This is a genomic window from Modestobacter sp. VKM Ac-2985 (assembly GCF_026967925.1).
Taxonomy (GTDB): domain Bacteria; phylum Actinomycetota; class Actinomycetes; order Mycobacteriales; family Geodermatophilaceae; genus Modestobacter.
Genome location: NZ_JAPVBI010000001.1, coordinates 707764 through 734298 on the forward strand (window position 1 = coordinate 707764; position 26535 = coordinate 734298).

General features: G+C 74.8%; 23 protein-coding genes and 1 tRNA gene. 18 read left to right on the forward strand and 6 right to left on the reverse strand.

The features are described 5' to 3' along the window. The first annotated feature begins 92 nt into the window (after positions 1-92). The 9 genes from O2V61_RS03230 (at position 93) to O2V61_RS03270 (ending at position 11983) form a co-directional block, all read left to right on the forward strand. On the forward strand, positions 93-1553 hold the full coding sequence (locus tag O2V61_RS03230) for a polysaccharide biosynthesis tyrosine autokinase (protein ID WP_269181893.1): 1461 nt from the start codon (positions 93-95) through the stop codon (positions 1551-1553). After that, positions 1550-2143 (forward strand): arsenate reductase/protein-tyrosine-phosphatase family protein, encoded by a 594-nt coding sequence (locus O2V61_RS03235; protein WP_269181894.1) that lies wholly within the window; start codon positions 1550-1552, stop codon positions 2141-2143. Before O2V61_RS03230 ends, O2V61_RS03235 begins: the two co-directional genes overlap by 4 nt. Positions 2144-2299: 156 nt before the next feature. Continuing rightward, positions 2300-2758: an adenylyltransferase/cytidyltransferase family protein gene (locus O2V61_RS03240; protein WP_269181895.1), complete on the forward strand. Its 459-nt coding sequence runs from the start codon at positions 2300-2302 to the stop codon at positions 2756-2758. A 17-nt stretch (positions 2759-2775) separates the two neighbouring features. Continuing rightward, a complete protein-coding gene (locus O2V61_RS03245; RefSeq protein WP_269181896.1) occupies positions 2776-4065 on the forward strand; it encodes an acyltransferase family protein in 1290 nt (429 codons plus the stop codon). A gap of 81 nt (positions 4066-4146) precedes the next feature. Continuing rightward, positions 4147-7692 (forward strand): transcription-repair coupling factor, encoded by a 3546-nt coding sequence (gene mfd / locus O2V61_RS03250; protein ID WP_269181897.1) that lies wholly within the window; start codon positions 4147-4149, stop codon positions 7690-7692. Positions 7693-7775: 83 nt separating this feature from the next. Continuing rightward, positions 7776-8561: a polysaccharide deacetylase family protein gene (locus O2V61_RS03255; protein WP_269181898.1), complete on the forward strand. Its 786-nt coding sequence runs from the start codon at positions 7776-7778 to the stop codon at positions 8559-8561. 100 nt (positions 8562-8661) lie between these two features. Continuing rightward, positions 8662-9645 (forward strand): peptidylprolyl isomerase, encoded by a 984-nt coding sequence (locus O2V61_RS03260; protein WP_269181899.1) that lies wholly within the window; start codon positions 8662-8664, stop codon positions 9643-9645. 4 nt (positions 9646-9649) lie between these two features. Further along, positions 9650-10567, forward strand: a complete 918-nt coding sequence (locus tag O2V61_RS03265; RefSeq protein WP_269181900.1) for a MazG family protein — start codon at positions 9650-9652, stop codon at positions 10565-10567. A gap of 117 nt (positions 10568-10684) precedes the next feature. Beyond that, the gene (locus tag O2V61_RS03270; RefSeq protein ID WP_269181901.1) at positions 10685-11983 is read left to right on the forward strand and encodes a mechanosensitive ion channel family protein; all 1299 of its coding nucleotides are present in this window, start codon (positions 10685-10687) and stop codon (positions 11981-11983) included. Positions 11984-11989: 6 nt separating this feature from the next. Here the strand turns inward: O2V61_RS03270 and O2V61_RS03275 are convergent, their stop codons facing one another. Continuing rightward, on the reverse strand, positions 11990-12952 hold the full coding sequence (locus tag O2V61_RS03275; RefSeq protein ID WP_269181902.1) for a hypothetical protein: 963 nt from the start codon (positions 12950-12952) through the stop codon (positions 11990-11992). Positions 12953-13050: 98 nt separating this feature from the next. Here O2V61_RS03275 and eno point away from each other — a divergent pair, with 98 nt between their 5' ends. The 4 genes from eno to O2V61_RS03295 are packed head-to-tail and all read left to right on the forward strand — an operon-like array spanning position 13051 to position 16411. Continuing rightward, on the forward strand, positions 13051-14334 hold the full coding sequence (gene eno, locus O2V61_RS03280) for a phosphopyruvate hydratase (RefSeq protein WP_269181903.1): 1284 nt from the start codon (positions 13051-13053) through the stop codon (positions 14332-14334). Positions 14335-14347: 13 nt separating this feature from the next. Next, positions 14348-14911, forward strand: coding sequence for an FtsB family cell division protein (locus O2V61_RS03285; protein WP_269181904.1), 564 nt, complete (start codon positions 14348-14350; stop codon positions 14909-14911). 4 nt (positions 14912-14915) lie between these two features. Next, positions 14916-15464: a DUF501 domain-containing protein gene (locus tag O2V61_RS03290; RefSeq protein ID WP_269181905.1), complete on the forward strand. Its 549-nt coding sequence runs from the start codon at positions 14916-14918 to the stop codon at positions 15462-15464. After that, positions 15461-16411, forward strand: a complete 951-nt coding sequence (locus O2V61_RS03295; RefSeq protein ID WP_269181906.1) for a Ppx/GppA phosphatase family protein — start codon at positions 15461-15463, stop codon at positions 16409-16411. The genes O2V61_RS03290 and O2V61_RS03295 overlap by 4 nt, the downstream gene beginning before the upstream one ends. A gap of 85 nt (positions 16412-16496) precedes the next feature. On the opposite strand, the gene O2V61_RS03300 is transcribed toward O2V61_RS03295, so the two are convergent. Continuing rightward, the gene (locus O2V61_RS03300) at positions 16497-16802 is read right to left on the reverse strand and encodes a DUF4235 domain-containing protein (RefSeq protein WP_269161607.1); all 306 of its coding nucleotides are present in this window, start codon (positions 16800-16802) and stop codon (positions 16497-16499) included. Positions 16803-16864: 62 nt separating this feature from the next. Here O2V61_RS03300 and O2V61_RS03305 point away from each other — a divergent pair, with 62 nt between their 5' ends. The 4 genes from O2V61_RS03305 to O2V61_RS03320 all read left to right on the forward strand — a co-directional run bounded on the left by O2V61_RS03305 (position 16865) and on the right by O2V61_RS03320 (position 20119). Further along, positions 16865-17629 carry a uracil-DNA glycosylase gene (locus tag O2V61_RS03305; RefSeq protein ID WP_269181907.1) on the forward strand — a complete coding sequence of 255 codons (765 nt, stop codon included), beginning with the start codon at positions 16865-16867 and terminating at the stop codon, positions 17627-17629. Positions 17630-17678: 49 nt separating this feature from the next. Further along, positions 17679-19088: an NAD(P)/FAD-dependent oxidoreductase gene (locus O2V61_RS03310; protein ID WP_269181908.1), complete on the forward strand. Its 1410-nt coding sequence runs from the start codon at positions 17679-17681 to the stop codon at positions 19086-19088. A gap of 25 nt (positions 19089-19113) precedes the next feature. Continuing rightward, a tRNA-Leu gene (locus O2V61_RS03315) sits at positions 19114-19187 on the forward strand. A 119-nt stretch (positions 19188-19306) separates the two neighbouring features. Then, positions 19307-20119, forward strand: coding sequence for a Bax inhibitor-1/YccA family protein (locus tag O2V61_RS03320; RefSeq protein WP_269181909.1), 813 nt, complete (start codon positions 19307-19309; stop codon positions 20117-20119). Between the two features lie 109 nt (positions 20120-20228). On the opposite strand, the gene O2V61_RS03325 is transcribed toward O2V61_RS03320, so the two are convergent. Continuing rightward, positions 20229-21449: an acetyl-CoA C-acetyltransferase gene (locus O2V61_RS03325; RefSeq protein ID WP_269181910.1), complete on the reverse strand. Its 1221-nt coding sequence runs from the start codon at positions 21447-21449 to the stop codon at positions 20229-20231. 103 nt (positions 21450-21552) lie between these two features. Continuing rightward, positions 21553-22572, reverse strand: a complete 1020-nt coding sequence (locus O2V61_RS03330) for an SGNH/GDSL hydrolase family protein (protein WP_269181911.1) — start codon at positions 22570-22572, stop codon at positions 21553-21555. Between the two features lie 88 nt (positions 22573-22660). Here O2V61_RS03330 and O2V61_RS03335 point away from each other — a divergent pair, with 88 nt between their 5' ends. Continuing rightward, on the forward strand, positions 22661-24022 hold the full coding sequence (locus O2V61_RS03335; protein ID WP_269181912.1) for a DUF2252 domain-containing protein: 1362 nt from the start codon (positions 22661-22663) through the stop codon (positions 24020-24022). On the opposite strand, the gene O2V61_RS03340 is transcribed toward O2V61_RS03335, so the two are convergent. Both O2V61_RS03340 and O2V61_RS03345 read right to left on the reverse strand, forming a co-directional pair. Continuing rightward, entirely contained in the window at positions 24015-24479 is a 465-nt protein-coding gene (locus O2V61_RS03340) for a GNAT family N-acetyltransferase (protein WP_269181913.1), read from the reverse strand. The genes O2V61_RS03335 and O2V61_RS03340 overlap by 8 nt on opposite strands. A 61-nt stretch (positions 24480-24540) precedes the next feature. Beyond that, positions 24541-26535, reverse strand: a complete 1995-nt coding sequence (locus O2V61_RS03345) for a VWA domain-containing protein (RefSeq protein WP_269181914.1) — start codon at positions 26533-26535, stop codon at positions 24541-24543.

Genomic DNA, 26535 nt, shown 5'->3' on the forward strand with positions numbered 1-26535 from the left:
GTCGGCGCGGGTCGTCCCCCTCGGGAGGGACCGGCCACGGCGCCCGGTCGGAGCACCACGAGGAGGAACAGTCGATGAGAGGCCGCGGACCGATGGGGGTCCTGCAGAGGCGCTGGCGGTGGCTGGCCGGAGCCGTGCTCGCCGGCCTGGTGGGGGGACTGGGTGCCACGCTCCTGGCGACCCCCACCTACCAGGCGACCGCCGGCACCTTCTTCTCCCTCCAGTACGGCAACTCGGCCGCCGACCTCGTCCAGGGCTCGACGTACACGCAGAACCAGGTCGAGTCCTTCGCCACGCTGGCGACGACGCCGGTCGTGCTGACGCCGGTCGTCGAGGAGCTCGGCCTCGACGTCAGCGCCCAGGCGCTGGCCACCCGGATCACCGCAAGCGCCCCGCTGGACACGGTCCTCGTCGAGGTCTCGGTCACCGACGTCTCCGCCGAACAGAGCGCCCGGATCGCGAACGCCGTCGCGGAGAGCCTGTCCCGCACCGTCGAGGAGCTCGCCCCCGAGGACGCCGACGGCGACCCGACCGTGCAGGCCACCACGGTCGCCCCGGCCGAGGTCCCCTCCGGGCAGGCGTCCCCCGACCTGGTGGTCGACCTGGCGGCGGGGCTGCTGCTGGGTCTGCTGGCGGGCCTCGGGCTGGTGGCACTGCGCGAGCTGTCCGACACCCGGGTCCGCGACGCGGAGACGCTGGCCACCCTGACGCCGCTGCCCGTCGTCGGCTCGATCGGGGTGCTGCCCCGGTCCGCGGACCGGCCGGTGGTCGTCGAGCTCGAACCGCACGGCACGGCGGCCGAGTCCTTCCGTCAGCTGCGGACCAACCTGCGCTTCCTGGGGCTGTCCCGGGACGACGAGGGTGCGACGGGCGCACAGGTGGTGTCGGTGACCTCCTCGCTCGCGGCCGAGGGCAAGTCCACGGTCGCCGCCAACCTCGCCGTCGCGCTGGCCGAGACCGGCCGGGTGCTCCTGGTGGACGCCGACCTCCGTCGGCCCTCGGTCGCCACCGTGCTCGGTCTGGAGGGGGCCGCCGGGCTCACCACGGTCCTGGTCGGCGAGGCTGAGCCGGCCGACGTGGTCCAGGAGTGGGGGGCGGCCGGCCTGCACGTGCTCACCGCCGGTGCGTTGCCGCCGAACCCGAGCGAGCTGCTGGGCAGCCCGGCGATGGCCGCGCTGCTGGCTCGGCTGCGGGGGGAGTACGACCACGTGGTCCTGGACACCGCGCCGGTCCTGCCGGTCGCCGACGCGGCGATCCTGTCGCGGGTCGTCGACGGGACCCTCGTGGTCGCCAACGTCACCCGGGTCCGCCGGCACCAGCTCACCGAGACGCTGACCGGCCTCGATCGTCTCGGGGGGCGGACGCTGGGCGTGGTGCTGAACCAGGTCCGCCGGGACGAGTCGGCCTACACGTACGAGACCCCGGCGGCCCTGCAGTGGGCGCCCGCCCGCCCGGTGGCGGAGGTCGGTGCCGACACGGCCCCGTCCCCGCTGCCCCGGATGCCCGTCGGGGCCCGCGCGGACGGCCACGCCGGCGTCGGCGAGCGACCGTGACCGCTCCCGTGCCCGAGCTCACCGTGCTGGTGGTGTGCACGGCCAACATCTGCCGGTCCCCGGTGGCCGAGGCGCTGCTGCGCGGTGCCTTCCGTCCGGCCAGTGGCGTGCGGGTGAGCAGTGCGGGCGTGCACGCGCGCGCGGGGGAGCCGGTGGACGCCCGGATGGCCGCACTCGTCGATGCGCCGCTGGAGGGCTTCACCGCCCGGCAGCTGACGCGGGACCTCGTCCGCGATGCCGACCTGGTCCTGACGATGACCCGGGACCAGCGGCGCTCGGTGGTGACCGCCGTGCCGAGTGCGGTGCGGCGGACGTTCACGCTGCTGGAGTTCGCCGAGCTGGTCGGCCTCGCGCGGGACGTCGTCCCGGCCGAGAGCGGCGGCACGACCGGGGCCGAGCGCCTGCGGGCGCTCGGCCAGGCGGCACCCCGGGTCCGCAGCCGCCGTCCTGCCGGCCGGGACGACGACATCGCCGACCCCCACGGCCGTTCCGCGAAGGACCACGCCCGGGCGGCGGAGCTGATCGGTGCCGCAGTCCGGGACATCGCGGCGGCGGTCGGTACCCCGGTCGCCGTCGACGGCAGGCGCTGACCAGCAGTCACGCACCGTCATCGGCCGCGGCGCTGACCGCGCTGCCCGATCGAGCGGATCGCCTGCTCACAAGAGTGAACCCGTCCGTTGATCAGCACGGTGCGTGACGGAGAGCGCCTAGCGTCGCCCGTGGCGGACACAGCAGAGGAGCACCACATGACCGTGATCGGCTACGCACCGGGGGCCTACGACCTCTTCCACGTCGGGCACCTGAACCTGCTGCGGCACGCGGCGGAGCACTGCGACCACCTCATCGCCGGGGTCGTCTCCGACGAGATGCTGCTGCGGTCCAAGGGCCGGCTCCCGGTGATCCCGCTGGCCGAGCGGATGGAGATCGTCGGCAACATCCGGTTCGTCGACCAGGTGCACCCCGAGGTCCTGCCGGACAAGGTCGACACCTGGGAGCAGGTCCGCTTCGACGTGATCTTCAAGGGTGACGACTGGCGGGGGACGCCCAAGGGGATCCGGCTGGAACGGGACTTCGCCGCCGTCGGGGTCCGGGTGCACTACTTCCCCTACACCGTGCACACCTCGAGCACGGTCCTCCGGGAGGCGCTCGCGGTGATCACCGGCGGGCCCGCTGGCCGGGTCGCCGTCACCGCCGACGCCCGCTGACCGGGACGGCTGACCCGATGTCCACCGCGACGTGGCGGGGCCGGACCGCCCCGCCGCCCGCGGCGTCGGGCCGGCAGCCCGGGCTGGACGGCCTGCGCGGCGTGGCGGCGCTCGTGGTGGTCCTCACCCACCTGCTGATGGTGGTCCCGGCGATCTCCCGGCTGTACGTCCCCGACGGGGAACCGGCCTCCCCGGACCCGTACTCGGTCACCTGGTGGCTGTACCGGACCCCGCTGCGGGTGATCTGGTCCGGCGAGGAGGCGGTGCTGGTCTTCTTCGTGCTCAGTGGGCTCGTGCTGACCCTCCCGGTGGCGCGCGGTGCCTCCGCGCCGGAGTGGCGCACCTGGTACCCCCGCCGACTCGCTCGCCTCTACCTCCCGGTCTGGGCCTCCCTCGGTCTCGCGCTCGCACTGGTGGCCCTGGTGCCCCGGGACGTGACGGCCGAGAGCAGCTGGATCGCCGCGCACACCCCGGTGACGGCTCGGGCGCTGCAGTACGACGTGACCCTGCTGCTGGGCAACTCCCACCTGAACAGCCCGCTGTGGTCACTGCGCTGGGAGATCTGGTTCTCCCTGCTGTTGCCGCTGGCGGTCCTGGCCGTCACCCGGGTCCGGGTCGGGCGCTGGTGGCCGACGGCGGTGGTCGTGTTGGCGCTGTGCTCCGCGCTGGGGCGCACCGACGTGGCCGGCCGGCTGCTCCCGCTCGCCGCGGTGACCCAGGGCCTGCTGACCTACCTGCCCGTCTTCGCCATCGGCGTGGTGCTGGCGCAGGTGCTCGACCGGCTGATCGGGGCAGCCGCCCGGGTCGAGGCCGGCCGGCACCCGACGCTGGTGTGGGGGCTCCTCGGCAGCGCCTCCGCCGTCGCGATGGTCAGCCCCACCTACGTCGACCCGGCGGCGGTCCCGGCCGCCGTGCCGGTGCTGCTGCACGTGGTCAGCCTGCTCGCGGTCACCGCGCTCGTCGTGCTGGCCGTCGGCAGCCCCGGCGTGCGCCGGCTGCTGTCCCGGCGCCCCGCCCAGTGGCTGGGCAGCCGCTCGTTCAGCCTGTACCTGGTGCACGAACCGTTCGTGGTCGCGGCGGCACTGCTGCTCGGCGGTCCCTCGGTGGCGGTCTGGGGTGCCGCAGCGGTGCCGCTGCTGGTGCTCGCGTTCGGTGCCGCCGAGCTCTTCCACCGGTTCGTCGAGGCCCCGTCCCACCGGTTCTCCCGTTCGCTGGGCAGGGCCCGCGCGCCGGGTCACCGCACCCCGGTGCCGGCCGGACCGAGCAGGCCGATCGTCTCCGGGGCGGGCACAGGGACGCCGGACTAACCTGGACGACGGCCCCCGCGCGCACCCGGCGCGCCCCGCTCTCCGCGGGACGGTGCGGCCCCACGAACTGGAGTGACCCCCGTGAGCTTGCGCGGCGTGCTCGACGTCGTCCTGTCCGACGCCGGTGTGGCCTCGGTGGTGGCGAGGGCCGGCACGGCCGACCTGACCGTCACCGCCCCACCGCCGGTCCAGCCGCTGGTGGCGGCGGCGCTGGCGGCCCCGGCGCCCGGGGCCGGCGTGCCGGTGCTGGTGGTCACCGCGGGGGAGCGGGACGCCGACGCGCTGGCGACGGTGCTGCGCTGCTTCCTCCCCGACCGGCGGGTGGAGGTCTTCCCCGCCTGGGAGACGCTGCCGCACGAGCGGCTCAGCCCCCGCCCCGACACCGTCGGCCGCCGGCTGGCCGTGCTGCGCGACCTGGCCCACCCCGGCGAGAACGGCACCGTCGACGTCCTCGTCGCTCCCGTGCGCAGCGTGCTGCAGCCGCTGGCCCCCGGGCTGGGCGACCTGGTGCCGGTGGAGCTGGCGCCGGGCCAGAGCGCCGACCTCGACGTGGTCTCCCAGGCGCTGTCCGACGCCGCCTACACCCGGGTCGAGCTGGTCGAGAAGCGCGGGGAGTTCGCCGTCCGCGGTGGCCTGCTCGACGTCTTCCCGCCCACCGAGCCGCACCCGGTGCGGGTGGAGTTCTGGGGTGACGAGGTCGACGAGCTGCGGTACTTCTCCGCCGCCGACCAGCGGTCGCTGGACGAGCGGCCCGACCGACTGTGGGCCGCGCCGTGCCGGGAGCTGCTGCTCACCGCCGACGTCCGGGCCCGCGCCGTCCAGCTGGGGGTCGACCACCCGGAGCTGGCCGAGGTGACCGGCAAGCTCGCCGAGGGCATCGCCGTGGAGGGCATGGAGTCGCTGATCCCGGCGCTCATCGGTGGTCACCAGATGCAGCTGCTGACCGACCTGGTGGCACCGGGCACCCACGTGCTGGTCTGCGACCCCGAGCGGGTGCGCAGCCGGTCGGCGGACCTGGTGCGCACCGCCGAGGAGTTCCTCGCCGCCTCCTGGCAGACCGCGGCCGAGGCCGGCCAGGCACCGATCGACCTGGGTGCCTCCTCCTTCCGGGACCTCGCCGACGTCCAGGACGCCGCCCGGGCGCGGAGCCTGCCCTGGTGGACGACGGGCGCCTTCACCCTCTCCCCGGACGACGACGACCAGCACGTCACCCTGGACGCCACCGGCGTCGAGCGCTTCCACGGCGACCAGGCGCGCGCCTTCGACCAGCTGCGGAGCTGGGGCCGCGACGGCTGGCGGGTCGCGCTCACCTTCGCCGGGCCCGGCCCGGCCCAGCGCGCGGCCGACCAGCTCACCGAGGCCGACCTGGGTGCCCGGCTGGTCCCCGGCATCGATACCGCGCCGACGGCGGGGCCGACGCTGATCACCCAGGGCAACCTGGAGGCCGGCTTCACCTTCCCGGCCGTGGGCCTGGCGCTGGTCACCGAGGGCGACCTCACCGGCCAGCGCGGCACCTCGATGAAGGACGCCACCAAGATGCCGGCCCGCCGGCGCAACGCCGTGGACCTGGTGCAGCTGCAGCCGGGTGACCTGGTGGTGCACGAGCAGCACGGCGTCGGCCGCTACGTGGAGATGGTCAGCCGCACCGTGCACGGCGGGCAGCGCGACTACCTGATCGTCGAGTACGCGCCGGGCAAGCGGAACCAGCCACCGGACCGGCTGTTCGTCCCCACCGACTCCCTCGACCAGCTGACCCGCTACGTCGGTGGTGAGGCGCCGGCGCTGTCCAAGCTCGGCGGTGCCGACTGGCAGAAGACGAAGAACCAGGCCCGCAAGGCGGTCAAGCAGATCGCCGCGGAGCTCATCCGGCTGTACTCGGCGCGGATGGCGTCCAAGGGCCACGCCTTCGGGCCGGACACCGTCTGGCAGCGCGAACTGGAGGACGCCTTCCCCTTCACCGAGACGCCCGACCAGCTGGCGGCGATCGACGAGGTCAAGGCGGACATGGCCCAGCCGGTGCCGATGGACCGGATCATCTGCGGTGACGTCGGCTACGGGAAGACCGAGATCGCGGTGCGGGCGGCGTTCAAGGCGGTGCAGGACGGCAAGCAGGTCGGCGTCCTGGTGCCGACGACGCTGCTGGCCAACCAGCACTTCAAGACCTTCTCCGAGCGGTTCGCGCAGTTCCCGGTGACCGTCGCGGTGCTGTCCCGGTTCCAGTCGAAGACCGAGTCCGACGAGGTGCTGCGCAAGCTGGCCGACGGCGAGATCGACGTCCTGGTCGGCACCCACCGGCTGCTGCAGCCCACCACCCGGTTCAAGGACCTGGGGCTGGTCATCGTGGACGAGGAGCAGCGCTTCGGCGTCGAGCACAAGGAGTACCTGAAGGGCGTGCGGACGGCGGTCGACGTGCTGTCGATGTCGGCCACCCCCATCCCGCGCACCCTGGAGATGAGCCTCACCGGCATCCGCGAGATGTCGACGATCCTCACCCCGCCGGAGGAGCGGCACCCGGTGCTGACCTACGTCGGCGCCTGGGAGGACAAGCAGATGGCCGCCGCGATCCGCCGCGAGCTGCTCCGCGACGGCCAGGTGTTCGTGATCCACAACCGGGTGCAGTCGATCGACAAGGCGGCGGCGAAGATCCGGAACCTGGTGCCCGAGGCCCGGGTGGCGGTCGGCCACGGCCAGATGAAGGAGCACGAGCTCGAACGGATCATGGTCGGCTTCTGGGAGAAGGAGTACGACGTCCTGGTCGCCACCACGATCGTCGAGTCCGGGCTGGACATCCCCAACGCCAACACCCTGATCGTGGACCGGGCCGACACCTTCGGCCTCTCCCAGCTGCACCAGATCCGCGGCCGGGTCGGCCGGGGCCGGGAGCGGGCCTACGCCTACTTCACCTACGACCCGTCCCGGCCGCTCACCGAGACCTCCGTCGACCGGCTGACCACCATCGCGCACAACACCGACCTCGGGGCCGGCATGGCGGTGGCGATGAAGGACCTGGAGATCCGCGGCTCGGGCAACCTGCTCGGCGGCGAGCAGTCCGGGCACATCGCCGGGGTCGGCTTCGACCTCTACGTCCGCCTCGTCGGCGAGGCGGTCAGCGACTACCGGGCCCAGGCGACGGGGGAGTCCCCGGCCGTGGAGCCGGCGGAGGTCCGGGTCGACCTGCCGGTCGACGCGCACCTGCCGCACGACTACGTGCCCGGCGAACGGCTGCGGATGGAGGCCTACCGCAAGGTGGCCTCCGTCCAGGACGACGACCAGGCGCAGGCGGTGCTCGACGAGCTCACCGACCGCTACGGCGCGCCCCCGGCCCCGGTGCTCAACCTGCTGGCGGTGGCCCGGTTCCGCGCGGCCATGCGCCACCTCGGGGTCACCGAGGTGTCCATGCAGGGCCGCAACGTCCGGGTCGGCCCGGTGGAGCTGCGCGAGTCCCAGGTGATGAAGCTGTCCCGGCTCGCCGAGGGCGCCACCTACAAGGACGCCGTCCGCACCGTGTCGATCAAGGTGCCGGTGGGCCCGGACCGGCGCACGCCGCTGCGGGACGTCGCCCTGCTGGAGAAGCTGCACGCGCTCCTCACCGCGGTCCTCGAGCAACCGGTGGCCGTCGCCTCCTGAGCGGGCCGGCCGGGCTCACCTGATGGTGTGACCGGCGGGGCTCGGCCACCGTCGGGGCGCTCCGGCCGGGAGACGATCGACGGGTGAGCGCCCCCTTCGACCACCGCACGCCGGAGCGCCTCCCGGCGCGGCTCGACACGCCCGCCGTGCTGATGTACCACTCGATCAGTGCCACGCGGTCCCCGGACCCGCACGGCCTGCGGGTCCACCCCGACCGGCTCGACCAGCACCTGCGCCTGCTGCGCCGGCTCGGTCTGCGGGGCGTGTCGCTGTCCGCGCTGCTGACCGCCCAGGAGCAGGGCACCGCCCGCGGCCTGGTCGGGCTCACGTTCGACGACGGCTACACCGACTTCGTCGAGCAGGCGCTGCCGGTGCTGGCACGGCACGGGATGACCGGGACGGTGTACGTCGTGGCCGGCGGTCTGGGTGCCCCCAAGGCATGGGGCACCGAGCCCCGCTGGGACATCATGGACGCCGACCAGGTGCGGCGGGTCGCCGCGGCAGGCCAGGAGGTGGGCAGCCACACCCTCTCCCACGTCCGGCTGGCCGGCCTCGACGCGGACACCCTCACGGCCGAGGTCCGCGACAGCCGGGCGGTCCTCGAGGAGGTCCTGCAGGCGCCGGTCCCCAGCTTCTGCTACCCGTACGGCAACTTCGACGCAGCGGCCAGCCGGGCGGTCCGGGCGGCCGGGTACGACAACGCCTGCGTGACCGGGGACTACGACCCGGGAGACCGGTTCACCGTGCCCCGCTGCTACGTCAGCCCCCGGGACACCGGCGCCCACCTGCTCGCCCGGCTGCTGCGGCACCGTCTCCGGCAGCGCAGTCCCCGGCGACGGACGGCCACCGCCACCAGCGCGGTGCACTGACCGAGGCCCCGCCCGTCGCCGGCGGAGGAGGAGCACCGGGCGGGCCGGCCAGGGCGTGGAGGTGCGACAGGGATCACACCCGTGTGGCACGCTCGCCCGCGTGCTGCGCCGCAGAGTCCTCGCCGTCCTGCTCGTCGGTGCCGCTGGGGTGGGGAGCCTGGCCGGGTGCCGCACCGACCCGGACGTCGCCGCCTACGTCGGCGAGGAACAGGTGACCGTCGCCGAGCTGGACGAGGCCGTCGACGCCCGGCTCGCCGACCCGGCCATCGCCGCCTACGCCGCCGGGAACGAGGTCGGCTACACCCGGCAGGTGCTGTCCCTGCAGGTGGGCGCGGAGCTCCACGAGGAGGTCGCCCAGCGCTGGGACGTCGAGGTGCCCGACGCCGACGTGCGCGAGCGGATCACCGAGCTGCTGGGTGGCGCCGACCCGGAGGTGGTCTTCGCGCAGGTGGCGCAGCAGCAGGGCGTCACCGAGGTCGACGTGGTGCAGAACGTCCGCCAGCAGATGATCCGCGAGCGCGCCGCGGTCGCCGCCGGGCTCGCCGAGCTCTCCGAGGCGGCGCTGCGCGAGCGCTACGAGGAGGTGCGGGCGGGGCTCGCGCAGGTCGAGCTCGGCCTGGTGACCGTGCCCGACCAGGCGACCGCCGACGCCGTGCTGGCCCAGTTGACCGCCGACCCGGCCGGCTACCCGGCCCTGGCCGCCCAGTACGCCGGACCCAACACGCTGCCGCAGATCGAGCCCCGCGCACCGGCCGACCTGCCGGAGGTGCTGGCCGGGCCGATCGCGGACACGCCCGCCGGGCAGGGGTTCACCCTGCCGCTGCCGGAGGCCGGTGGGGTGGTGGTCGGCTTCGTCCGCGACGTCGCCGTCCCGACGTTCGAGGAGCTGCGCCCGCAGCTGGCCCAGGTCGCTGCGGCCGAGGCGGGCATCGAGCTGGTGACCGAGCTGCGAGAGGACCTCGACCTGGTGGTCAACCCGCGCTTCGGCGTGCTGGAGGAGGGCCAGGTCGTCCCCGCCGACGGCGGTGTGGTGCAGCTGCTGGAGGACGCCCGCGAGGACGCCGCCGGGGTTGCCGGAGACTGACCGGGTGCCTGTCGCGCTCCTCGTCACCGTCAGCCCCCGCCTGCCCGGACTGCTCGCCCCCGCCGGCTGGCGAGCGATCAGCGCGGCCCCGGCGGTGCTCGCCCTCCCCGGCGCCGCAGCCGCGGCCGCGGCGTTGCGGGCCGAGGGGATCGCGGTCACCGACGTCCCCGACCCGGCCGCGGCGGCTGCGGCCGGCCCCGGCGCCGTCCTGCTGGCCACCCCGGAGGAGGCCGCCGGCTGGGAGGGCGTCCCGCGGGTGGCGGGCGCGCCGGAGCCGCCCGGCGCCCGCCTGCTGGACGTGGTGGGCGTGATGGACCGGCTGCGCTCGCCCGGCGGCTGCCCCTGGGACGCCGAGCAGACGCACGCCTCGCTCCGCGGCTACCTGCTGGAGGAGGCGCACGAGGCCTACGACGCGATCGTCGACGACGACCCGGTCGCGATGCGCGAGGAGCTCGGTGACGTGCTCCTCCAGGTCGCCTTCCACGCCCGGGTCGCCGCCGAGGCGGAGCCGGACCGGCGGTTCGACGTCGACGACGTGGCCGGTGACCTGGTCGACAAGCTCGTCCGCCGGCACCCGCACGTCTTCGCCGACGCCGGCCCCCGGGACGTCGCCGCGGTCGAGCGCGGCTGGGACGAGATCAAGAAGACCGAGAAGCAGCGTCGCTCGCCGACCGAGGGGGTGTCGCGCTCGCAGCCGGCCAGCTCGTGGGGGGCCGCGCTGGCCGGGCGGGCCGCGCGGGCCGGGCTGCCCACCCCGCCGGCCGCCGAGCTGACCGCCGCGGACCCCGCCGAGCTCGGGGAGCAGCTGCTCGGGCTGGTCGTCGCCGCCCGGCAGCGCGGGTGGGACGCCGAGGACGCGCTGCGCACCGCCGTCCGCCGCTACGCCGACGAGCTCGACGCGGCCGCCCACGCGCGCGGCTGACCTGCCCCGTCCGGGTCACCGGACGACGCGGGTGCCCGGCCCGGCCCCTAGCGTGGACGGCGACCGGCCGCGGAGGTGGCCGGCCGTCCGCCCCGCCGAGGAAGGAGCTCCCGCCGCGTGCCGCTGACCGCGTTCCCGACCACCCCGTCCCCGCTCGCCGCCGACGGCCTCGCCGCCGACGGCGTCGTCTCCGGCGTGCTGCCCCGGAGCACCTGGCTGCTGCTGCTGGTGGTCGCCGGGGCCGCGCTGGTGGCCTGGCTGGTCGCCGTCGCGATCGGGACGCTGGTGCGCCGGCTCGCCGGGTCCTCGCCGGTGGCGGCCGACCTGTCCCGGCGGGGGCGCCGGCCGCTGCGGGTGCTCCTCGTGCTGCTCGCGGTCACGCTGGTGCTGGACGCCGCGCCCGGCGTGGGCGACTGGCGGGACGTCGTCGTCCGGGTCCTCGGGCTGGCGCTCATCGCCGTGGTGGCCTGGCTGATCGCGGTCGCCGCATTCGTCGTCGAGGACCTGGCGCTGGCCCGCTACGACGTCGACGTCGACGACAACCGGCACGCCCGGCGGGTGCGCACCCAGGTCACGCTGATCCGCCGGCTGACCGTGGCGGTGATCGCGGTGCTGGCGATCGCCGGGATGCTGCTGACCTTCCCGGCGGCCCGCGCGGCCGGCACCAGCATCCTGGCCAGCGCCGGGGTGCTGTCGGTGGTGGCTGGGCTGGCCGCCCAGACCTCGCTGGCCAACGTGTTCGCCGGGATGCAGCTGGCGTTCACCGACGCGATCCGGGTCGACGACGTCGTGGTGGTCGAGGACGAGTGGGGCCGGATCGAGGAGATCACGCTCACCTACGTCGTGGTGCACGTCTGGGACGACCGGCGGCTGGTGCTGCCCTCCACCCACTTCACGACGACGCCCTTCCAGAACTGGACCCGCAAGGAGTCCGCCGTCCTCGGGTCGGTCGAGCTGGACGTCGACTGGACGGTGCCCCTGGAGGAGATGCGCGCCGAGCTCGACCGGCTCGTGGTGGGCAACGAGCTGTGGGACGAGCGGGTCGTGGTGCTCCAGGTGACCGACGCCGTCGGGGCCGTGGTGCGGGTCCGGGTGCTGGTCAGCGCCAAGGACGGCCCGACCCTGTTCGACCTGCGCTGCCACGTGCGGGAGGGACTGGTCGTGTGGCTGCAGCGCGAGCACCCCACCGCGCTGCCGAAGGTGCGCAACGAGGGCGTCGCCGGCCCGGACACCGCACCGACCCGGCGGCCGGCCGCGGTCGACGGCGGCAGCCGGCCGGCCGGGGCGCAGTCCGGGCTGTTCACCGGGAGCCAGGAGGCGCGGGAACGCTCCCGGGCCTTCACCGGCCCCAGCGAGGCCGAGCTGGCCGAGCGGGCCCGGCTCGACGAGGAGTCCCGCGAGCAGCCGTCCGCCTGACTCCTGCTAGCCCTGGCGGGTGGCCTGTGGGTCCGAGCCCAGCAGCTGGGGCACCCAGAACAGCACCGCCGCCGACAGCGCGGTCGCCACGACGAAGCCCGCGAGCCCACTGCTGTCCAGGTAGGCCCACAGCAGGCCCAGCACCGGGGCGAGGAAGGGCAGCACGCCGTCCGCCCGCGCCTGCCGGGCCAGCCCCACCTCGCCGGCGTCGGGGACGACGGGCGCCTGCCGCACGCCACCGCGCGGCTCCTGGCTGCGCAACCGCCCCGACGGCCACACCTCGGCGCCGTCGAGCACCGGCAGCACCAGCCGGCCCCGGGCCGGGTCACCGCGCACCTCGACCCGGCTGCCCGGGGGCAGCCGGTCCAGCTCCGGGGCCCAGTGCGTGGGCAGCCAGCGCCGCCCGGCCGGCGTCTCCAGCTCCAGCCAGCTGCGCATCAGCAGCCCCTGGTTCCCGACGACGTGGGTGCCGGTCACCGTGCTGGCAGGTCGGGCGCGCAGCCGTGGCCGGCTGACCAGCCGGGCGAGGGTCAGCGTGGCCACGGTGACCAGCACCAGGACGACGGCGGCCAGGCCGAAGACGACGTCCCCGACCGCGGCGTGCGCGGCGTCCCCGTCGGTGTACACGCGGACCGGGTCGCCCGCGGGGGCGGTCGAGGGGTGCTGCACGGTCAGCTCGGCGCCGACCGGCACGTCGAGCGGTTCGTCGAGCACCAGGGTGCCGCTGCGCTCCCGGCCGGCGTCGTCGCGGAAGGACACGTCCAGCCCCCGGCCCTCGGGAGGAGTGCCGGCGGCGGTGACCGTCGCGGTCGCGGCGCGGTCGGCGGCGGCCAGCGGGGCCTGCACGTCGGACAGCCGCAGCGCCAGCGCGACCAGCACGACCACCCCCACCACCAGCACCGGGACCAGTCCGAGGAGCAGTTGCCGGACGGCGCGCCGGTGCCGGCGGAGCGGGGGCGGGGGAGTCATCGCCGGCCATCGTCCCAGGCGCCCGCCGCACCCCCGGCCCGACCGCTCCGGGCGCGGGGTGTGCCGCAGGACCCCGGGAGCTGGCTAGGCTGCAGCCCGTGGCCAGCATCGATGCAGTAGGCGCGCGGGAGATCCTCGACTCGCGCGGAAACCCCACCGTGGAGGTCGAGGTCGCACTCGACGACGGGACGATCACCCGGGCCGCCGTGCCCAGCGGCGCCTCGACCGGCGCCTTCGAGGCGGTGGAGCTCCGGGACGGCGGGACCCGCTACGGCGGCAAGGGCGTGACCCAGGCCGTCGACGGCGTCCTGGACGTCATCGGCCCGGAGCTCGTCGGCTACGACGCCGCCGAGCAGCGGCTGGTCGACCAGCGGCTGATCGAGCTCGACGGCACCCCGGACAAGTCCCGGCTCGGCGCGAACGCGATCCTCGGCGTCTCCCTCGCCGTCGCCAAGGCGGCCGCGGAGTCCTCGGGCCTGCCGCTGTTCCGCTACGTCGGCGGCCCCTCGGCGCACCTGCTCCCCGTCCCGATGATGAACATCCTCAACGGTGGCGCGCACGCCGACAGCAACGTCGACGTCCAGGAGTTCATGATCGCCCCGATCGGCGCGGCGAGCTTCGCCGAGGCGCTGCAGGTCGGCACCGAGACCTACCACGCGCTGAAGGCGGTCCTGAAGAAGCGCGGCCTGGCCACCGGCCTGGGTGACGAGGGCGGCTTCGCCCCGTCGCTGCCCAGCAACCGGGACGCCCTCGACCTCATCGTCGAGGCCGTGCAGGCCGCCGGGTACACCGTCGGCACCGACATCGCCTTCGCCCTGGACGTCGCCGCCACCGAGTTCCACACCGACGGCGGCTACGACTTCGAGGGGCAGACCCGGTCGGCCGAGTACCTCGTGGACTACTACAAGGGCCTCGTCGACGCCTACCCGATCGTCTCCATCGAGGACCCCCTCGACGAGGAGGACTGGGACGGCTGGGTGTCGATGACCCGGGAGCTGGGCGACCGCGTGCAGATCGTCGGCGACGACCTGTTCGTCACCAACCCGACCCGGCTCGCCGACGGCATCGCCCGCGGTGCGGCGAACGCGCTGCTGGTCAAGGTGAACCAGATCGGCACGCTCACCGAGACCCTGGACGCGGTCAACCTGGCCCACCGCAACGGCTACCGCTGCATGATGAGCCACCGCTCCGGCGAGACCGAGGACACCACGATCGCCGACCTCGCCGTCGCCACCGACTGCGGGCAGATCAAGACCGGTGCCCCGGCCCGCAGCGAGCGCGTGGCCAAGTACAACCAGCTGCTGCGGATCGAGGAGGAGCTGGACGACGCCGCGCGCTACGCCGGCGCCGCCGCGTTCCCGCGCCTGGCTGCACGCAGCTGAGTCCAGGCACCACGTGAGCACCGCCCGCACCCGCCGCGCCCGGCCCGGTGGCACCCGCCGCCGGAGCTCGTCGCGGCCGGTGCGGGCCGGTGCCCGCGGCGCGGCCGACAACCGGCCGGGCCGCCGCACCACTCGGCGTCCCACGCGCAGCACCGCACCCCGGCGCGGCCCGCGGTTCACCGGCCGGGCGGTGCTGTTGGGCGGGCTCGTGCTGCTGCTCGCGCTGACGCTGGCCGGGCCGGTGCGCCAGTACGTGGCCGGCCGGCAGGAGCTGGCCGAGCTGGCCGCCGAGCAGCAGGCGCTCGACCAGCGCGCCGCCGACCTGCAGGCCCAGCTGGACCGCCAGGCCGACCCGGCCTACATCGCCCAGCAGGCCCGCGAGCGGCTGACCTACGTGCTGCCCGGCGACCGGCTGGTCGTCGTCGGGGACGCCGGCGACCCCGGCGACACCGCGCAGGCCCCGGCCGGCAGCACCGTGCGGAACGCGCCCGTGCCCTGGTACGAGGGGCTGCTGAGCTCCCTCGCCGCAGCCGACGGCGACCCCCCGGTGGCCGATCCGGGCCCTCCCGCAGACTAGGGACGTGCACAGCCCCGACCCCGCGCCGGTCTCCCCGCCGGTCACCGACACCGAGCGCGCCGTCATCGCCCGTCAGCTGGGACGGCCGCCGCGCGCCCTCGTCGGCGTCGCGCACCGCTGCCCGTGTGGCCAGCCCGACGTCGTCGAGACCGCGCCCCGACTGGAGGACGGCACCCCGTTCCCCACGCTGTACTACCTGACCTGCCCGCGGGCCACCGCCGCCGCCAGCCGGCTGGAGTCGGCCGGGAGGATGCGGGACTGGCAGGCGGAGCTGGCCACCGACCCGGAGCTGGCAGTCGGCTACCAGGCCGCGCACGAGTCGTTCCTGGTCACCCGCGACTCCCGTGACGTGCTGCCCACCCGGGCCAGCGCCGGGGGGATGCCCGACCGGGTCAAGTGCCTGCACGCCCTGGCCGGTCACGCCCTGGCCGCCGGGCCCGGGGTGAACCCGATCGGTGACCGGGCGGTCGCGGAGATGGGGGAGTGGTGGGCGGCCGGTCCGTGCGCCCAGCCCTCACCCGAGGACCCGGCCGACGTCCGGGAGCAGGCATGACCCGGGTCGCCGCGATCGACTGCGGCACCAACTCGATCCGCCTGCTGGTCGCCGACGTGCCCGTCGAGGGCCCGCACACCGACCTGCTCCGGCGGATGGAGGTCGTCCGGCTGGGCCAGGGCGTGGACGCGACCGGCCGGCTGGCGCCCGAGGCGATCGAGCGCACCCGCCTGGTGCTCGCCGAGTACGCCGCCCAGGCCCGGGAGCTGGGCGCCGAACGGGTGCGGATGGTGGCCACCAGCGCCAGCCGGGACGCCGCCAACCGCGAGGACTTCGAGGCGATGGTGAGCGCCACCCTGGGCCAGCTGCCCGACGTGGTCACCGGCACGGAGGAGGCCGAGCTCTCCTTCCTCGGGGCCACCGCCTCGCTGGCCGCCGCCGCGCAGGCCCACGGCTCGGCGGCCCCGCGGCCGCCGTACCTGGTCGTCGACATCGGCGGCGGTTCGACGGAGTTCGTGCTCGGGGACGCCGGCGGGGTGCGGGCCGCCCGCTCGGTGGACGTCGGCTGCGTCCGGCTCACCGAGCGGCACCTGCGCAGCGATCCGCCGCCGCCGGACGAGGTGCAGGCCGCCGAGGCCGACGTGCGGGCCGCCCTGGAGCTGGTCGCCGCCGAGGTCCCGGTCGGGGAGACCGCGACGCTGGTCGGGCTGGCCGGCTCGGTGACCACGGTGGCGGCCCTGGCGCTGGGCCTGCCCGCCTACGACCCGGTCGCCATCCACGGGTCACGGATCCCGGTGGGCGCCGTCCGCTCGGTCACCGCAGGCCTGCTGACCGCCACCCGGGCCCGGCGGGCCGCCTCACCGGTCATGCACCCGGGCCGGGTCGACGTGATCGGCGCCGGCGCGCTCGTGCTCCGGGTGATCATGGACGCCTTCGACCTCGACGAGGTCGTCGTCAGCGAGCACGACATCCTCGACGGCATCGCCCTCCGCCTCGGACGCCCCTGATGCCGCCTGCGGCATCAGGGGCGTTTCGGCCCCCTGCAGGGCCCCGCCGCGAGCTTGCGAGTGGTGGGGGGCAGGGGGTCCTTCGTCAGGCGGCGCTGTCGGAGTTGATGCCGGGCGGCAGGCTGCCGGTGATCTTCTCGTAGACGGTGGCGGCACCGGCGGCGGCGACCAGCCGGCCGGCGGCGTACAACGCGCCCGAGATCGCGGCCCAGGCCAGCGCGTCGGGCCAGCTCACCCCGGCGGCCACCGGGTTCTTCGGCGGCGGGTAACCGCGCACCTTCTCCCACGTCGTGTCGGCGAGCTTCTTGACCACGATCCCGGCCGGGATGGCCATCGCCGGGCCGAGCAGCTTGTACAACAACGGGGTCTTCACCTTCTGCTTCTTCGCCACCCCCCGATCATGCCGTGAGGGTGGCCGGCGCGCGCTTCGCAGCCGCGTGCTGTGCTGTCCGGGTGGCACGCGACGCCGACGGCTTCCCCGTCACCCGCAGCCCGGCCGGGGTCGTCCGCGCCGCCGCCGGCAGCCGCGAGCTGACGGTGCTGGACGAACGCATCTCCGGCTGCCGGGCCTGCCCGCGGCTGGTGACCTGGCGCGAGGAGGTGGCCCGGGTCAGACGGGCCTCCTTCCGGGCGGAGGAGTACTGGGGGCGCCCCGTGCCCGGGCTGGGGCCCGCCGACGCGCGGATCGGGGTCGTCGGCCTGGCCCCGGCCGCGCACGGCGGGAACCGCACCGGGCGGGTCTTCACCGGCGACCGCAGCGGAGACTGGATCTTCGCCGCGCTGTGGCGGGCAGGGCTGGCCAACCAGCCGACCTCGGTCACCAGGGACGACGGGTTGGAGCTCACCGACGTCCGGGTGTGCGCCGCCGTGCGGTGCGCGCCGCCGGCCAACGCGCCGACCCCGGAGGAGCGGGACACCTGCTCGCCCTGGTTGGCCCGGGAGCTGGCGCTGCTGCCCCGGTTGCGGGTGGTCGTGGTGCTCGGCGGGTTCGGGTGGACCGCGCTGTGGCCGGTGCTGGCCGGTGCCGGGGTCCCGCTGCCCCGGCCGCGGCCGGCGTTCGGGCACGGCGTGGAGGTGTCGCTGGCCGGCCCGAACGGCCCGCTGACCCTGCTCGGCAGCTACCACGTCAGCCAGCAGAACACCTTCACCGGCAGGCTCACCGAACCGATGCTGGACGCGGTGCTCGGCCGGGCGAAGGAGCTGGCCACCGCAGACTGAGGCAGCCGGGTGGGGTTCGCCGGGGCGCCTGCGGGCCTACGGTGAGGTCATGGCGCAGCGACCGGTGATCCTGATCGTGGGCGGCGGCTACGTCGGCCTCTACACCGCCCTGCGGCTGCAGAAGAAGCTCCGCCGCGGTCGGGCGGAGATCATCGTGGTCGACCCGCAGCCGCACATGACCTACCAGCCCTTCCTGCCCGAGGCGGCGGCCGGCTCGGTGGAGCCCCGGCACGTCGTCGTCCCGCTGCGGCGCACGCTGGAGCAGTGCCGGGTGATCACCGGTGCGGTGGCCGGGCTCAGCCACGCCGACCGGACCGCGACGGTGACGCCGGCCGAGGGCGACTCCTTCGAGCTGCGCTACGACGTGCTGGTGATGGCCGCCGGCTCGGTCGCCCGCACCCTGCCCATCCCCGGTCTCGCCGAGCACGGCATCGGCTTCAAGAACGTCGGCGAGGCCATCTACCTGCGCAACCACGTGCTGGCCCGGCTGGACGCCGCGAGCTCCACCGACGACCCCCAGGTGCGCCGGCGGGCGCTCACCTTCACCTTCGTCGGCGGGGGCTACGCCGGGATCGAGGCGTTCGCCGAGCTGGAGGACATGGCCCGCTACGCCCTCGAGCGCTACTACCCCCGGCTCTCCCCGGCGGACATGCGCTGGGTCCTGGTCGAGGCGACCGGCCGGATCCTGCCGGAGGTCGACGCGGACATGGGTGCCTGGACCGTGCAGCAGCTGCAGGCACGGGGGATGGAGGTCAAGCTCAACACGACGCTGGACTCCGTCTCCGACGACGGCATCGTGCGCACCGGCGACGGCGACGAGTTCGCCAGCGACACCCTGGTGTGGACGGCGGGCACCAAGCCGCACCCGATGCTCGCCCGGACCGACCTGCCCCTGGACGAGCGCGGCCGGGTCCGCTGCCGGGCCACGCTGCAGGTCGAGGGCCTGCACGATGCGGTGCTGGACGGCGCGTGGGCCGCCGGCGACCTCGCCGCGGTGCCGGACCTGACCAAGGACGAGCCCGGCGCCACCACCGCACCCAACGCCCAGCACGCGGTGCGCCAGGCCAAGCGACTGGCCGACAACATCGTGGCCGTGCTGGACGGTGAGCAGCCGGTGGAGTACCGGCACGCCTACGCCGGCTCGGTGGCCAGCCTCGGGCTGCACAAGGGGGTGGCCCAGGTCTACGGGGTCAAGCTCAAGGGCCGGCCGGCCTGGCTGATGCACCGGGCCTACCACGTCAGCCGGGTGCCGACCCTGAACCGCAAGGTGCGGGTGATCGCCGACTGGGCGCTGGCCTCGGTGTTCCGGCGCGAGGTGATCGCACTGGGCCAGCTGCAGAACCCGCGGCGGGAGTTCGTCGCCGCGGCCACCGGCGGCCAGGCCCCGTCGATCCCGCCGCCCAGCCTCGTGGAGCAGGCGCCGGCCGACCTGGACCAGTCGGGGCCGCGGGCCAGCTAAGGTCCCCGGCGGGCCGCGAGCCCGCGCCCCCGTAGCCCAATCGGCAGAGGCAGGCCCCTTAAAAGGGTCCCGGTGTCGGTTCGAACCCGACCGGGGGCACCCGTCCGGGTGGTCCTCGGTCACCGGGAACTACCGGCGATGAGCTGGCGTTACACCAGACAGCGTGGGGCGGACGAACTGAGCCCCACGGCCCGACCAGTCACCTCGAGGAGATGACGATGCCCAGCAGCAACCCGGCCTTCCGGGGCCTCCCGGCAGCCGGTAACGGCCCGTCCGCCGGCTGGGGCTCCGCCCCGCAGCAGACGTACGGCGGGGCACCCACCCAGCACGACCCGTACGCCGCGCCGTCGCCGTACGCCGCCACCGACCGCGCCTACATGACGATGGACGACGTCGTCACCAAGACCGGCCTCAGCTTCCTCGCGACGGTGCTCTCCGCGGCCGTCACCTGGGCCGTGCTGCCGGACAGTCTCGCCCTGGGCCTGACGCTCCCGGCCGTCCTGATCGCGCTCGTGCTCGGCCTGGTGATCGCGTTCAAGCAGATCGCGAACCCGGTCGCGACGCTGACCTACGGCGCGCTCTACGGTGTGGCGCTCGGCGCCATCAGCGAGATGTTCAACGACCAGTACAGCGGCATCGTCTCGCAGGCGCTCATCGGCACCTTCGGTGTCTTCGCCGGCATGCTGGTGGTCTACAAGACCGGTGCCATCCGGGTCACCCCGAAGCTCACCCGGTGGATCGTGGGCGCGCTCTTCGGCGTCCTGGCGCTCGTGATCGTCAACCTGGTCGCCAGCTTCTTCATCCCGGGCGGCCTGGGCCTGCGCGACGGTGGCCCGCTGGCCATCATCTTCAGCATCGTCGTCATCGGCGTCGCGGCGTTCACGCTGCTGCTGGACTTCGACATGGCCGACGAGGCGATCCGTCGCGGCGTCGAGCCGAAGTTCGCCTGGTACATCGCCTTCGGCCTGCTCGTCACGGTCATCTGGCTGTACATCGAGATCCTGCGGCTGCTCAGCTACTTCCGCGAGTGAGCTGACCAGCAGACGCACCAACGACCGTGGCCCGGTCCCCGCGAGGGGGCCGGGCCACGGTCGTCTGCGCCTGCAGCCCCGGCGGCCGCTCGGCCGCCGGGGCGCGACGTCAGGAGAGGCGCTCCAGCACCATCGCCATGCCCTGCCCGCCGCCGACGCACATCGTCTCCAGGCCGAACTGGCCGTCCCGGGCGCGCAGCCCGTTGAGCAGGGTGCCGGTGATCCGGGCGCCGGTCATGCCGAACGGGTGCCCGACCGCGATGGCGCCGCCGTGCACGTTCAGCTTGTCGATGTCGATGCCCAGGTCGCGGTAGCTGGGGATGACCTGGGCGGCGAACGCCTCGTTGATCTCCACGAGGTCCATGTCCGAGATGGACATGCCCGCCCGGGCCAGCGCCTGCTGCGAGGCCGCGACCGGGCCGTAGCCCATGATCTCCGGCGACAGCCCGGTGACGCCGGTGGAGACGATCCGGGCCAGCGGGGTGATGCCCAGGTCCTGCGCCTTGCGGTCGCTCATGATCACCAGGGCGGCCGCGCCGTCGTTGAGGGGGCAGGCGTTGCCCGCGGTCACCCGGCCGTCGGGGCGGAACACCGGCTTCAGCCCGGCCAGGCCCTCCAGCGTGGTGCCGGCGCGCGGGCCGTCGTCCGTGCTGACCACGGTGCCGTCGGGCGTGGTGACCGGGGTGATCTCCCGCTCCCAGAAGCCGCTGGCGATCGCCTGCTCGGCCAGGTTCTGGCTGCGCACGGCGAACTCGTCCATCTCCTGGCGGGAGACGTCCTTGAGCAGCGCGAGGTTCTCCGCGGTCTGGCCCATGGCGATGTAGGCGTTGGGCAGTTCGCCGTCCTCGCGCGGGTCCTGCCAGCTCTCCGCGCCGCTCTCGGCGGTCTTGGCGACCCGGGCCTCGGCGTCGGCGAAGCGCGGGTTGTGGGTGTCCGGGATGGCGTCGGAGTTGCCCTTGGTGAACCGGGACACCAGCTCGACGCCGGCGGAGATGAACACGTCGCCCTCGCCGGCCTTGATCGCGTGCAGCGCCATCCGGGTGGTCTGCAGCGAGGAGGAGCAGTACCGGGTGATCGTCGTCCCGGGCAGGTGGTCCATCCCCAGCAGGACGGCGACGACCCGGCCCATGTTGAAGCCCTGCTCACCGCCGGGCAGGCCACAGCCCAGCATCAGGTCGTCGATGTCGGTCGGGTCCAGCTGCGGCACCTGGTCCAGCGCGGCCCGGGTGATCGTCGCGGCCAGGTCGTCGGGGCGGAGGTCCTTGAGCGACCCCTTGAACGCGCGGCCGATGGGGGATCGGGCGACGGCGACGATGACGGCTTCGGGCATTGGTCCTCCACGATGAGGGCGCGCCACCTCGAGGGCGGCGACGGACGTCAGATGTGTCCGAACCTACCCCCGGGTAGCTCCGCCACCCGCGGTGGCGGGGAGGTCAGTGCGGGGCACCCTCGAGGGCGGACTCGTCCGCGCGCTCCGGCGTCGAGATGTCCGGGGGGCGCCGCCGGCGGAGCCGGGCCCACGGGCCGCGGGGACCGGACTCGTTCCCGCGGACGGCGGTCGGCTGCACCTCGGTGCCGGACCGGCCGGCGGCACGGGCCGCGGCCTGGGCGATCGGCCGGACGGTGTCCCGGCGCAGCCGCAGACCGCGGTCGGCCGCGGCCGGCCAGACGCCGATCGAGTCGGCGATCGAGGGGAGCAGCGAGGCGGCCGCCGCTGCGTACCCGGCCGCCGACGGGTGGAACTCGTCGTGGCTGAACAGCTCTCGGTCGCTGGCGAACGAGGGACCGAGGACCGAGCCGAGGGAGACGGTGCGCCCGCCCTCGGCCACCACGGCGATCGTCTGCGCGGCGGCCAGCTGGCGGCTCCAGCGCCGGGCCAGCACCCGCAGCGGCTGGGCGATCGGCCGGATGGTGCCCAGGTCGGGGCAGGTGCCGACGACGACCTGGCAGTCGGCGGCGATCAGCCGGCGCACCGCCTCGGCCAGCGCCCGCACCGAGTCCGCGGGCCGGGCCCGGCTGGTGACGTCGTTGGCGCCGATCATGATCAGGGCGACGTCCGGCCGCTCCAGGAGGGCCTGGTCGACCTGTGCGGTGAGGTCCCTGGACACGGCCCCGGAGCGGGCGAACTTGGCCAGCCGGACCGGCCGCTCGGCCAGCTCGGTCAGCGCTGCGGCGATCAGCACACCAGGGGTCTCCCCGGCCTTCTCCACCCCGAGCCCCACGGCGCTGGAGTCGCCGAGCACCGCGAGCACGATCGGCTTGCCGCGGCCACGGCCGTACACGCCGTTGCCGGTGGGCGGGTCGGCCTCGGAGGGGTTCGCCTTGACCCGTCGCCGGGCGGCCCGGGCCTCCTCGCGCAGCAGCGTCACCAGGGCGGCTCCGGCGAGCCCGAGGCCGCCACCGCCGTAGGCGGCACCGGTCGCCAGCCGCCGCGCCCTGCTCGCTCGCGTCACCCGGCCCGTCCCCTCTCCCCGGCTCCCCGGCCGCATGGCGCGATCGAGAGTGCTGATCTCCAGGCTAGACACCCCCTACGGTGTGGCCGTGGCCGACCGCACCGAGATCACCCCTGCTGGCGAGGACGCTGGCGATCGGCAGCAGCAGATCGTCGACGTCCTCGTCGACGCCTTCTCCGGCCTGATGGCCGCCGATGCCGACGCCTTCCGGACCAAGTTCCGCAAGATGGCGGCGGACCCCTTCGCCTTCTACCGCGGGTCGGCGTGCCTGTTCTACGCCGACATGGCGACGCTGGAGGACCGCTGGTGTGACGAGCGGACGTCGCGCGTGTGGATCCAGGGTGACCTGCACGCCGAGAACTTCGGCACCTACATGGACGGCCAGGGGCGGATCGTCTTCGACGTCAACGACTTCGACGAGGCCTACCTCGGTCACGTCAGCTGGGACCTGCGCCGGTTCGCCGCCAGCTTCGCCCTGCTGGCCTGGCGCAAGGCGCTCGGCGACGACGTGATCGACGCGGTGCTCCGCCGCTATCTGGAGTGCTACCTCGACCAGGTGCACGCCTTCGTCGCCGCCGACGACGACCGCTCCTTCGCCCTCCGCCGGGAGAACACCGAGGGCGCGGTGCACGAGCTCGTCCTGCAGACCACCGAGCACACCCGGATCGCGCTGCTGGAGCGGATGACGGTCATCGAGGGGCACCAGCGCCGCTTCACCGACCGCCCGCGCACCCGCCGGCTGGACGACGCCGAGCGCGACCGCGTGCTGGCCGCGGTGGAGCGCTACCGGGAGACCCTGCCGCCGGGCAAGCGCCGCCGGGAGGTCACCTACGACGTCAAGGACGTCGTCGCCACCGGTGGCTTCGGCATCGGCAGCGCCGGGTTGCCGGCCTACAACGTGCTGATCGAGGGGTACGACCAGGCGCTGGAGAACGACGTCGTCCTGTCGATGAAGCAGGGCAACGTGCCGGCCCCCAGCCGGGTGGTGACCGACCCGGAGATCCGCCGGCACTTCGAGCACGAGGGGCACCGGACGGCGATGAGCCAGCGGGCGCTGCAGTCCTACGCCTCGAGCTTCCTCGGGCACACCGAGATCGACGGCGTGGGTTTCGTGGTCGCCGAGCTCTCGCCCTACGAGCTGGACCTGGACTGGGACGACCTGACCGAGCCCGAGGAGATCCTGCCGGTCGTCGCCCAGCTGGGGCGGGCCACGGCCAAGATGCACTGCGTCGGGGACGCCGACAGCGACCACGAGCTGGTCGACTTCCAGACCGAGGAGGCGATCACCGAGATGATCGGCGACCGGCGGGAAGAGCTCATCGCCGACCTGATCGCCTTCGCGCACTCCTACGCAGAGCGGACCCGCGCCGACCACCGGCTCTTCGTGAACGCCTTCCGCTCCGGCAAGATCCCCGGGGTCAGCTCCAGCGGAGCCCACCCGGTCACCTGATCGGCAGCTCGATCAGCATGCCGCGGTGCCCGCCCACCGGCCGCAGGTCGTACTCATCGGTGATGATCGCGAAGCCCAGCCGCTCGTAGAAGCCGACGGCGGACGCCCGGGCATCGCACCAGACCAGCTGACCGCCGAGAGCCGACACCCGGGCGAGGCCCTCGGCCACCAGGGCCCGGCCGGCCCCGAGCCCCCGCACCCGCGGGTCGGTGGCCATGCCCCGCAGCTGCCAGGAGCCCTCGCCCTCCCGCCAGGGGCAGTCGCGCGGGTGGAAGCGGACCACGCCGACCACCTCGTCCCCGTCGACCCGGGCGGCCAGGTGCAGCGTGTACGGGGCGTCGTCCTCGTCGATCTCCACCGGCCGGCCCTGGCGCAGCTCCTGGGCGCGCAGCGGGTAGGTGGCCGCCGCGTCCACCTGTTCGATGGTGATCGTCCCGGTCTCGGCCTCGGTGGTCACGACAACAGTCTCCCCGATCCCGGCCCGGCGCGTCGTTCGCGCACGGAGCGACCACGGTCGGTCACCGACCGCGGCGACCGCGCCGCGCTCGCAGGTAGTCGGCGACGACGTACTCGCCGAGCCGCTCGCTGTCGGGCTGGAACACCCGCCCGCCGGCCCGCGCGGTGATGTCGTGCACGAACTCCACCAGCCCGGGCTCGGGGTCCAGGGCGAAGACGTTGAGCGTCGCGCCGGAGCGGGCCACCCGTTCCACCTCGGCCACCGTGCGGGCGATCGTCTCGGGCATCGGCGGCCAGCAGAAGTACGGCGTCCCGTCGTCCTCCAGGTGGGCCGTCGGTTCGCCGTCGGTGACCACCAGCACCACCGGCTCGGCGTCCCGGTGCCGGGCCAGGAAGCGGCGGGCCAGCATCAGGCCGTGCTGCAGGTTGGTGCCCTGCAGGGTGTCCACGCTCAGCTCGGCCAGCGTCTCCGGGCGCAGCACCTGCGCGGTGGAGGAGAAGCCGATGATCTCGATGGCGTCCTGCGGGAACTGGGTGGTCACCAGTGAGTGCAGGGCCATCGCCGTCGACTTGGCCGCGCCCCAGGTACCGCGCAGCGCCATCGAGTAGGAGAGGTCGACCAGCAGGGCGACCGCGGCCCCGGTGCGCCGTTCGGTCTCCACCACCTCGAAGTCCTCGACGGCGATCTGCACCCGGCGCCGGCCCTCCTCGCGGGGGCTGCCGGCGCTGCGCAGGACTGCGTTGCGCACCGTGCGGACGACGTCCAGCGGCTGCTCGTCGCCGAACCGCCACTCCCGCGAGGCGCCGGTCAGCTCTCCGGCGGCGCCGGCGTCGGCGACGTCGTGCTCCCCGCGGCCGGTGGCCGACAGCTTCGCGAAGACCCGGCGCAGCGCCGTGGCGCCCAGCCGGCGGACCGCCTTGGGCGAGAGCTGCAGCGCCCCCTCGGAGCGGTCGAGCCAGCCCTGCCGCTCCAGCTCACGTTCCAGCCGGCGGAGCGCGGCGAGGTCGTCGACGGCCGAGCGGCCCAGCGCCTGTTCCAGCAGCTCCTCGTCGACGTCGGCGAGCGAGGCACCGGCGTAGCCCTGGGACAGCTGCTGGGACAGCGCCTCCAGGTCCGCGAGCTCGGCGACGGCGGTCGTCGCGTCCCCCAGCCCCAGCGGCTGGTCGCCCTCGGGGACGGGGCCGCGCTGGCCCCACGGCAGGTCCGGCCGGGCCTGCTGCAGCGCGTCGGACAGGTGCGCCATCTCGCTCTGCAGCCCGAGGTCGCCCATCGCCTGGCCCATCAGGTCCTGCAGCTCGGCGCGCTGCTCGGGGGAGAGGCCGGCCATCATCCGCTCCTGCGCGGCGGCGCGGCGGGCGAGGGAGTCGATCAGCTCCTCCACCGACTGCGGGTCGTCGGGGAAGAACTGGCCGTGCTCCTCCATGAAGTCGGCGAACTGGGCGTCGGTGTCCTCGCCCCGGTTGTGCGCGTCGACCAGCGCGGAGAGGTCGGCGACCATGTCCTTGACCGCCTGCATCGCGGCGCCGTCGCCGTCCTGCATCTGCTGCAGGGCCTGCTTCATCCCCTGGAACGAGCTGTCCAGCACCTCCTGCCGGAGCAGCTCCTCGATCTCCCGGTAGGCCTGCGCGGCCTCCGGGGAACGCCAGGCGTGGTCCTTGAGCGCGCGGACGGCCCCAGCGGTGTCCTCCGGCAGCGCGTCGAGCTCCGCCTCGGCCAGCCGGGCCGCGTCGTCGGGATCGGGGAACAGCGCAGTCCGCTCGGCCTCGACGGCCCGGTCCAGCAGCTCCCGGACCTGTTCCAGCGTGCCGTCCAGCCGGCCGGCCTCGCGGGCCTGTCGCAGCCGGTCCCGGACGGTGCGGCGCAGCTGGTCCAGCCCGCGCCGGCCGTCGACGCCGCGGCGCAGCAGGTCCCGCATCGCCTCCCGGACGCCGCTGCCGGCCAGCACCTGGTCGCCGATCTCGTCGACCGCGGCCGCCACGTCGTAGGGCGGCGCCAGGGGGTCGGGGCCGCCCCGCCACTTGCCGTACCGGTACCCGCCGTGCCGTCGCTGCGGCAC